The 7990-nt window shown below is 33.4% G+C and carries 13 protein-coding genes; 2 read left to right on the top strand and 11 right to left on the bottom strand.

What is annotated here, in order from left to right; translation table 11 throughout:
- Positions 1-94 precede the first annotated feature (94 nt).
- The 11 genes from ACWCQS_RS45835 to ACWCQS_RS45885 form a co-directional block, all read right to left on the bottom strand.
- Positions 95-601 carry a GNAT family N-acetyltransferase gene (locus ACWCQS_RS45835; RefSeq protein ID WP_032944448.1) on the bottom strand — a complete coding sequence of 169 codons (507 nt, stop codon included), beginning with the start codon at positions 599-601 and terminating at the stop codon, positions 95-97.
- 160 nt (positions 602-761) lie between these two features.
- Entirely contained in the window at positions 762-932 is a 171-nt protein-coding gene (locus ACWCQS_RS45840; protein WP_012898380.1) for a hypothetical protein, read from the bottom strand.
- A gap of 179 nt (positions 933-1111) precedes the next feature.
- Positions 1112-1474 carry a hypothetical protein gene (locus ACWCQS_RS45845; protein WP_312258060.1) on the bottom strand — a complete coding sequence of 121 codons (363 nt, stop codon included), beginning with the start codon at positions 1472-1474 and terminating at the stop codon, positions 1112-1114.
- A gap of 17 nt (positions 1475-1491) precedes the next feature.
- Positions 1492-2064, bottom strand: coding sequence for a hypothetical protein (locus tag ACWCQS_RS45850; protein ID WP_312258059.1), 573 nt, complete (start codon positions 2062-2064; stop codon positions 1492-1494).
- A 161-nt stretch (positions 2065-2225) separates the two neighbouring features.
- Complete coding sequence (locus ACWCQS_RS45855) at positions 2226-2432, bottom strand: hypothetical protein (protein ID WP_011675329.1); 207 nt, start codon at positions 2430-2432, stop codon at positions 2226-2228.
- Between the two features lie 18 nt (positions 2433-2450).
- Positions 2451-2633, bottom strand: a complete 183-nt coding sequence (locus ACWCQS_RS45860; protein ID WP_003132807.1) for a hypothetical protein — start codon at positions 2631-2633, stop codon at positions 2451-2453.
- Positions 2634-3002: 369 nt separating this feature from the next.
- Positions 3003-4700, bottom strand: coding sequence for a hypothetical protein (locus ACWCQS_RS45865; RefSeq protein WP_312258058.1), 1698 nt, complete (start codon positions 4698-4700; stop codon positions 3003-3005).
- A 9-nt stretch (positions 4701-4709) separates the two neighbouring features.
- A complete protein-coding gene (locus tag ACWCQS_RS45870; RefSeq protein WP_010906216.1) occupies positions 4710-4979 on the bottom strand; it encodes a hypothetical protein in 270 nt (89 codons plus the stop codon).
- A gap of 145 nt (positions 4980-5124) precedes the next feature.
- Complete coding sequence (locus tag ACWCQS_RS45875; RefSeq protein ID WP_351515821.1) at positions 5125-5409, bottom strand: hypothetical protein; 285 nt, start codon at positions 5407-5409, stop codon at positions 5125-5127.
- Positions 5381-5551, bottom strand: coding sequence for a DUF1655 domain-containing protein (locus ACWCQS_RS45880; RefSeq protein WP_269889312.1), 171 nt, complete (start codon positions 5549-5551; stop codon positions 5381-5383). The genes ACWCQS_RS45875 and ACWCQS_RS45880 overlap by 29 nt, the downstream gene beginning before the upstream one ends.
- A gap of 71 nt (positions 5552-5622) precedes the next feature.
- Entirely contained in the window at positions 5623-6309 is a 687-nt protein-coding gene (locus ACWCQS_RS45885; RefSeq protein WP_179107678.1) for a Rha family transcriptional regulator, read from the bottom strand.
- Between the two features lie 446 nt (positions 6310-6755).
- Here ACWCQS_RS45885 and ACWCQS_RS45890 point away from each other — a divergent pair, with 446 nt between their 5' ends.
- Together ACWCQS_RS45890 and ACWCQS_RS45895 are read left to right on the top strand one after the other, a co-directional pair.
- Positions 6756-7442, top strand: a complete 687-nt coding sequence (locus ACWCQS_RS45890; RefSeq protein WP_012898391.1) for a helix-turn-helix domain-containing protein — start codon at positions 6756-6758, stop codon at positions 7440-7442.
- 74 nt (positions 7443-7516) lie between these two features.
- Entirely contained in the window at positions 7517-7978 is a 462-nt protein-coding gene (locus ACWCQS_RS45895) for a tyrosine-type recombinase/integrase (RefSeq protein ID WP_451009979.1), read from the top strand.
- Positions 7979-7990: the final 12 nt, after the last annotated feature.

Genomic DNA, 7990 nt, shown 5'->3' on the forward strand with positions numbered 1-7990 from the left:
TACCCCTTATTAATTTTATCATAAGCAATAAAAAAACTGGCCAAAGCCAGGGTTAATTTTATAGCTTATTCGAATTTAATAGATATTGAAATATTTATTTTAAGAACAAGACCATCAAATCTTCATCAAAATATTCGTCTCCTTCTTTCAAGGCATTTATTTCAACTCCATATTTTTCAAAACCTAAGTTACTATATAGTTTTCTACCCGAAGTATTATTTGAAACAACTGACAGCCTTATTTGTTCTAAATCCGGATAATCTTTTTTTACTTTATTAATTAAAGTAGACAATAAAAGTTTACCTAAACCTTTACCTTGGTAATCTTCATGAATGAACATTCCATATATATCGCCCTTATGTCTTTCCTTTTCTCCAATTTCTTTATGAAATGAAACCATTCCTATTAATTCTTTTCCGTCAAAAATTCCCATAAAGAATTTGCTGGAGTTTGGCGATATTCTTTCTATAATTTCTTGTTCTGAGAACTTCACTTCTCTCTCGTAAGTAGACCCAAAAGATTCAGAGGCTGCCTTTAAAGCATTCAATCTCAATTTTTGATATGAACTCCAATCACTTTTATCAATTAGCCTTATTTTCATAATCCACCCCCATTGTTAAGTGTATTTTACCATAAAACAAAAAAAGCCCACTGCAATGGGCTTTAAAAACTGATTTCTTAACTACTATTATATCATAGCCCTTTTGGGGACTTTTTATTTGTTTTATATTTTGTATTGCGATGAAACTAAACTTACAAGGCTATTTTTCACGATATCCTCGCATATAATTTTTCATATATTCAGGATTCTTTGTTTCCCATTTTTTACGAACTTTCTTACGAGCTTCTTTTCTACATTCTTCGCTACAATATCTTTCTTGCTTGGCGGTATTGAACAAATTTTTGCAAGTTTTGCACCGAATAACGCTCATTTTTCTTCCTCCTTTCTGCTTGTTAAACACATACACGAGAAAAAATGTACAGTGACGGCGTGAAGTACGAGCTGACCCAGAGGGAGGGGGCTATGCCCCCATAGTTTCTTTAAAAATATTTTCAGATTTAAAAAATAAAATTAATAAATAATAAATTAATATAAATATTTTTTTATTAATTATAAACCTTTTAGTAAGTTGCTCCATGCTTGCTTTTCTCGTTCCGTCTTGTCGGTATCGACTCCGTGCTTGCTTTCATATTCAGATTCAATCTGTTGCATAGCTTTTTGTTTAGCAGTTTCAATTTCTTTGTCACGCTTTAACTTATTATCATTGTAATTTCTTTCGGCAACTTGTTTCATCAATCCATTAATCTCATCACGTTCGGCGTTCGCCTTATCTCTCATCTTGTCAAAGGCTTCTTTGCTCCGCTGTCTGCTCGTCTCCTCTAGTTCTTTGCGTTCAATCTCTGCGCCTTTTCGGATGTCCTCAACCCAATTGCCTGTATGTTGTTGGCTGTTGTCTTTGATTGTTTCTGTCATGGTGTCCCCCCCTTTTATTATGCGTTCATATCATCAAGAAATGTGTTGCCAAGATATTTAAAGTTATAAACATTTCGGACTGAGTTGTTTCGTTTATACTCTACCGCTCGCGTTATTCTGGTACCGTTTGACGCTACTAAACAATCGGCGTCTTTGTAAACATCATACTGCGCAATACGTAACAACTCATCAGCTTTATGGTAGACCGCATTAGATTCATCAGCCAATGACTTGAGTTCTGCCATTAGCTTAGCGCCCTTAATATTCAACTCATCTTGTAACTTATCGGCAGCCTTTTCAATATCTGAGACCAATTGATTATAATCATCTTTGGTCACTAATGGAGTGCTTTCCAATTTGTCTAACTGTTTTTGATACAATTCAATAGCGTGTTGTGATGTCCATATATCCCCCTTTGCTTTATCATAAGCTACTAAGTCAGCGATCTCCTCGGCTTTGATTAATTCATCATTAGCGATTTTTAAGGCTCTTTCCGCTTTTTCTTTATTATTTTTAAACTTCTCAATTTCCAATAAATTACCGTCCTTTTGATTGATAAGTTCTGCTTCAATTTCTTCAAATGTTTTCATTGTGGTTTCTCCTGTATTTATTTGTTAGTAAATATATATTATAATCGGAACTATTGATAGTTCCTGTAATTCCCTATGTTTATTAGGTTGATAGCTGTTTTTATAAGTTAGTTAAAACAACTGATTTTGGTGGGTGTCTTACCCTCATTATTTCTCCTTTATTATTCTGGTACTGTACCAAGTGGCCCACGTTTTGCGACTTTAATCGCCACAACATGACTTCCATTAAATACGGTAGTGCCTAGTTTAAATAACTGGTCAGGGTCATCTTGCCATTTGCCAATGACTTTCATATTATCCAGTGTCTGATTAAAGACAAATGCTGATGCATCATTTACTGTGTAAACCATAATTACTTTGTCGCTCATTTTTTTATCTCCCTATGTTTAAACTCGTTTTATTGAAACAATATTTTTTATGTTAAATAAATAGCCACCTAGCCACTCCGCATTTTTATCAACTAAAAGTGCATGACTAAATTTCTCAAATTCCTCTTCATCATAAGGAATATTAAATGGCATTTTTTCATTGACTGTAAAGACTACTGTCTTTGTAAAATTAAAGCTCATTATCAAACCTCTTTTTCTAAATTGGTATAGCTTTTTTCATTTGCTAACTATTGGTTTCTAAAATCACCACAATAGTTACATATTATTTAAGAAAATAGTTATGAATAATTACGCTTTTAAAACCTCTCAAAACCCTGTTATAAAGCCATAGTTACGATAAATACATTAATTACACATTTTTCCTTTATATAATATAGAATATTAAAATCTAGTATCCATAATTGGTATAATTAACTCAAACTCTTTTATAATAAATTACTATTTTACTCAATATTAAAAGTGTATTTTGCGTATTTTCTGTAACTATCCTTTTATATAGCTGTTTATGAGTATCAAAAAAACATAACTATTTGTAACTAAATTACACTTTTATGGTGGTTCATACATTGTTTCAAGAAATGCTTCAACTGCTTTTGCAGTACGTTGAGGGTTACCAATTGCAATAACACGAAAAGATTTTCTTTTTCCTTCAAAAGTTGGAAATGTACGAACCGTTTCAAAATATCCAATAATATCAAGAGCTTCTTTTCTTCGTTTAGGACTTCCAGCACCGTAATAGGTTTCTTTCAATAGCTTCTGAACCTCATCCGTTTTGATTATTGTCTTGTTCCCTTTGATGTGTTCCTCGATAATATAAATTTGCACATCGTCAAAATCAAAGTGATCACTACTGAAGTTATCCATTTCCACTTGCTTGAAATTGAACTTAAATTTATTCTGTCTCCAATAGACAAATGAAGAATATAAAGCAGCCACTCCTGCAAGCGCCGTTGCTTCTCGACTGGTCTCAGATACTCGCTGTTCAGTGAAAGCCTCCCAGTAGGGTGCAAAGATTGATTCACGTTCGCTATCAGTCTCTCTTTTTGGACGATTCTTAAAAGCAATGTTCACAGCCCTGCTATTCATTTCAGAAGAAAATAATACTTTTTCATTTGAATCAATAGACAGTACACCAGTCAGATTAATATCCGCATAGTTTTGGCCAATACCTCGACCACGATATGTGCTTTCAGTAGCCAGTATTTTCAAATAACGTTCTAAACTCTTTCCAATTTCTCCTGATTCAGTCACCAGTAACATTTCCCCTCCATCAAATCCAGCCCAAGCCATTGCGGCCGTTGCCTTATTTGAGAGTTCGTCTAGGTTGACATGTTTCGTATCAAAAATGGATGAAATTACTTTATGACGCAAGCCTTTACCAGTACGTGTCCCAGATTTACTGACAAAGAACCTTGTCTTAGTAATCTCACGACATGCCACCAGCATTTGATAGATTGGCTGTAGTTGCGCATTATGCAAGCTGTCTACATCATCTATCACCATTCCTAAGTAATTAGCGTTCAAGATTGACATTTCAATTACATCAGAGAGCTGACAATCAAACACTTTAAAGTAACATTCATTGTCTTTGATAGAACAATTTTTTAAAATTTTCTTTTGATGCAGATCCATTTGAAAGTCATGACAAGCAATAATCGATGCTTTTATTTCTTTAAGAGGTTTTAGCTTTATCTGTTCATCTATAAAAGATATAATTTCTACAACTTCACTAGCTGTGAAGTCAGAACGCTTGCCTAATTTATATTCATGAGCAATATCCATCTCTGACAATCGTTTGAATTGTGAGGTTGAAATATCATATAAATATCCATGATGCAAAGCAATCTTTCCAAATAGATAATCTAAAATCACATTGACAAAACGAGGAATACTTTTACTTGATTTTAATGTAACTACTTCTTTATCTTCTCCATCGTCAGTTTTTTCAGCTTTTTTATTAACTCCACCGTAGAAAATAGATACAGTATTTTGACCATTGTTTAAATGCAAACTAGGTCTTTTGATTCTTTTATTTTCTCCTGTAGACTTTACTGACAGATAAGGATATTCATAAATATCACGATGCAAGATATTGACTAAATCAAGACTTTGAGGAATCTTAGCGCCATCAATGTTTCCAAATTTTTCCCAGGGAAGATCAATCACCTTTTTTAGATTATTTTCTAACCGTTCCCATGCTTTGCGTTGTTTTTCCAAATCTCCGTAATCAGTTTTAACTTCTGTCACTTCTTCCCCCTATTCAGCCAATGAATCCATCAAGGATTCCAATTGACTTTTTTTATACCAAACAGTACGATCTCCATCTTCTAAAATCACCTGCTTTAATCCGTGTGCCCGAAGTTTAGCTAAATATGTGGTTGAAATGTTCAGTTCTTTCAATAATTCAGCTTGTTGCACATATGGGAACTCACGACTTTGTTCAACTCTTGCCTCAACTAATTTATCAACACGATTTAATACTGATTGAGTCAGTTCCTGCTCTGCTTCAAATGATAAGATGCTCATGATTTCCCTCCTCGTTTAAGTCTTATATGCAACTTTGGGGCTTTAGTTTCATTGACAATTAATATTTTTCTTACTTCAGCACGACTAGGTTTAACCAACCAAGTAGGTAGTATTTCTGTGCTTATAACGTCCATTTTTATAAATTTCATACTTTATCTCTTTTCTTAGTTTCAGCTTGTTTTTTCAGTTTCCAACTTTGTGCAAACTCATGAGATACTTTGATACAAAGAGGAGCTTTATTTTGATTGAAAATAATTACTGTTTTTTTGTTTTTTATGCTTTTTAAAAAAACTTGATGTCCAATTTCAGAATTCATTTTTACAGAGAGAATTAAAAAATGTTTATTTTCAAAAGTTCGTGCTTTCTCTAAATCTTCTATTTTGAAAGTAGATGATTGCATTTTAAGCCTCCAATTCCACTTGATAGCCATTCCCCATAAAAGTAAAGGTAGCTACGCTTTTACCATCAAAAAGTTTGTCAGTGACATCATCCACTTCAATGTGGTGTCTCGATTTTGCTAAGCACTGTGTGAATAATAGCTTCGCTTCATCAATGGTTATAAATTCTGTCATTTGTGTTTCTCCTCAAATATGTTATAATTTGAGTAAAGCAAAACTCATGAAGAGCTTGCCTTACTTATAGTTTAAAAGTCTCTACTTTGGTCGGTGTGGACTTTTTTTGTTGTCATTGTTGCTTTAATAGCAACTTTGAGTGGTTCGTAATCGGAACCAGCTTCAATCATGGCTATTGCGATACTTTCAAGCATTTTGTAACGTTCCATTTCCACCGAATCAAGGAGGTCTAGGAGCGTTTTTTCTTTTCGCCAGTCAGTATCTCTAGCTTGAATTTGCTTCTTTGTCAGTCCTGTTACTGTTGTAGCAAGCAAACTTCTAATAATCGTATGCCATGTATTACCATGTCGTGAGTAATGATTCCACTCAGAAATAGCTTGATGAAGAGTAATTCCTTTCGGCTTTTCAACTGCTCTTGCAATTTTTCTTGCATAGAGTTCCTTCTCCATTTCATCAAATCGTTTTACAAGAGCGATTTTAAAATTTCTAACTACTTCTGTATTATCCAGATAAGTAATCATCAACATGGCTTGATTTCTATTAAGTTGATAGATTTTTACTTTTTGACCTCGACTATCTGGCAAGGTCGATATTTCAAATATCAACTTACCGAATTGCTCAAAATCTTTTTTATGTTTATTGATGAGTAAACGTAACGATGTCCTTTCGATTCCTGCATATTCAGCAATAACGATATGGTTAGTCACAACTTCCGCTTTACTCATGTCAGGACTGGTTAAAAATGCTAAGTCTTTCATTATTAAATTTCTTTCTAGCGTTTAATACGCAATATCGTATCTCAACGACTGACTTCATTGTTCTCAATTTCAACGTACTGGGCGGTGCGTTTTTTTAATAGTCCTTAGCGAGCCACTCGGTAATGCGTTCGTATGTACTCTGACGTACTTTCTCATTACGTGTTGGGCTTTCAAGACGTCCATAAGTAAGACGATTAATACCAAGCTGATTGGCAGCTTCACCTTTTGTTAAATCTAGCACTCCTCGTTTTTTGCGTAGAGCAGTTTTAATTTCTGATGTTAAATACATTATTTTACTTCACCTTCTTTCTAGATACTTCAAAATTGAAGTATCTAGACAATAGTATAATACTTCATTTTCGAAGTGTCAAGTGATATACTTCAAAATTGAAATTTTTATTTTAAATAACTACCAAAATGTTGTATAATGATAAAGAGGTAAAAATATGGCAAACGAAGTATATAAAGCTTTAAATCGTATTAAAGAGCTACGAATTGAAAAAGGTGTTACTCAAAGCACCGTAGCAAAAGCAATAGGAATTTCTCAAGGTATGCTGACTAATTATGAAACTGGAAAACGTTCTCCTCGTGATTTCAAAGTTTGGCAAGATTTAGCTGATTACTTTGACGTTACGACTAGCTATATTATGGGAACTAGTGATTTTAGAACATATCAAGACGAAATTAATGAAATACAAACATCTGCCAAGGAAAATTACGGCGTTGAAGTTCCAGCGGAAATAATTAAAGATTATAAGGGAAACCCTGTATCCACTACCTACAATACTCTTGCTCTACGCACAGAAATGGCTAAAAAACTTCTTCCTGAATTAGACAAAATGATTTCTACAATTGATAGTTATTTATATAGCTCTCCCACGATTGATTTTGATGATAAAGAAAAAGCTGATTATTTTTATTCTGATGAATTTAAACTAGCCAATGCACAAATAGATCAACTACTCATTTGGAAACACAGAAAAAAAGTTTTTCAATTAAAGAAGCAATTACTAGAAAAACAAATACAGAACCCTGAAAATTACTTTGCCCTCGAAGATGGCATCACTAAAGCCGAATTAAAAAAAAGGTGGCAAGATTATCGTCGTAAAGATTCTAATGAAAATGAACTTTAACTTCCTACACTTTTAAAATCAACATTCATGTTTTGACTTTTGCGTACTGGGCGGTGCTAGAAAGACAAATCAACATGAACAAACTAAATATAAAAGAATACAAAACAAAAAGCGGAGAAGTACGCTATATTCTCCGTGGCGCTTATATCGGTACTGATGTGCTGACAGGTAAGCAAGTTCGAACTTCCATTACTGGGCGTACAAAAAAAGACATAAAAGTTAAACTTTCACGTCTTCAAAATGAGTTCATAAAAAATGGTTGTACTAAAAAAATTAAAGTCTTAAAAACTTTTGATGAAGTTGCAGCAGCATGGTTTGATTTTTATAAAATAAATAGAAAATCAGCAACTGTCAAGCAAACAGAAAAAAATTTAAGATTATATCTTATCCCAGCATTTGGGAAGTATAAGATAGATAAACTCACAACTGCCATTTTACAGCATCAAATTAATATATGGGCAACTATCGCTAGTAAACCTTTAAACGGGCGTCAGGCACGAAAAAAAGGCGAAATGAGCGATTATAAGAGATTATAGTATATAATCTCT

It is taken from the genome of Streptomyces sp. NPDC002076 (assembly GCF_053593835.1).

Excerpts from the sequence above, each read along its gene's own strand:
- ACWCQS_RS45855 (WP_011675329.1), bottom strand. The coding sequence starts at position 2,432 with ATGAGCGACAAAGTAATTATGGTTTACACAGTAAATGATGCATCAGCA.
- ACWCQS_RS45870 (WP_010906216.1), bottom strand. The coding sequence starts at position 4,979 with ATGAGCATCTTATCATTTGAAGCAGAGCAGGAACTGACTCAATCAGTA.
- ACWCQS_RS45845 (WP_312258060.1), bottom strand. The coding sequence starts at position 1,474 with ATGACAGAAACAATCAAAGACAACAGCCAACAACATACAGGCAATTGG.
- ACWCQS_RS45840 (WP_012898380.1), bottom strand. The coding sequence starts at position 932 with ATGAGCGTTATTCGGTGCAAAACTTGCAAAAATTTGTTCAATACCGCC.
- ACWCQS_RS45850 (WP_312258059.1), bottom strand. The coding sequence starts at position 2,064 with ATGAAAACATTTGAAGAAATTGAAGCAGAACTTATCAATCAAAAGGAC.
- ACWCQS_RS45875 (WP_351515821.1), bottom strand. The coding sequence starts at position 5,409 with ATGGCTATCAAGTGGAATTGGAGGCTTAAAATGCAATCATCTACTTTC.
- ACWCQS_RS45835 (WP_032944448.1), bottom strand. The coding sequence starts at position 601 with ATGAAAATAAGGCTAATTGATAAAAGTGATTGGAGTTCATATCAAAAA.
- ACWCQS_RS45895 (WP_451009979.1), top strand. The coding sequence starts at position 7,517 with ATGAACAAACTAAATATAAAAGAATACAAAACAAAAAGCGGAGAAGTA.
- ACWCQS_RS45860 (WP_003132807.1), bottom strand. The coding sequence starts at position 2,633 with ATGAGCTTTAATTTTACAAAGACAGTAGTCTTTACAGTCAATGAAAAA.
- ACWCQS_RS45890 (WP_012898391.1), top strand. The coding sequence starts at position 6,756 with ATGGCAAACGAAGTATATAAAGCTTTAAATCGTATTAAAGAGCTACGA.
- ACWCQS_RS45880 (WP_269889312.1), bottom strand. The coding sequence starts at position 5,551 with ATGACAGAATTTATAACCATTGATGAAGCGAAGCTATTATTCACACAG.
- ACWCQS_RS45885 (WP_179107678.1), bottom strand. The coding sequence starts at position 6,309 with ATGAAAGACTTAGCATTTTTAACCAGTCCTGACATGAGTAAAGCGGAA.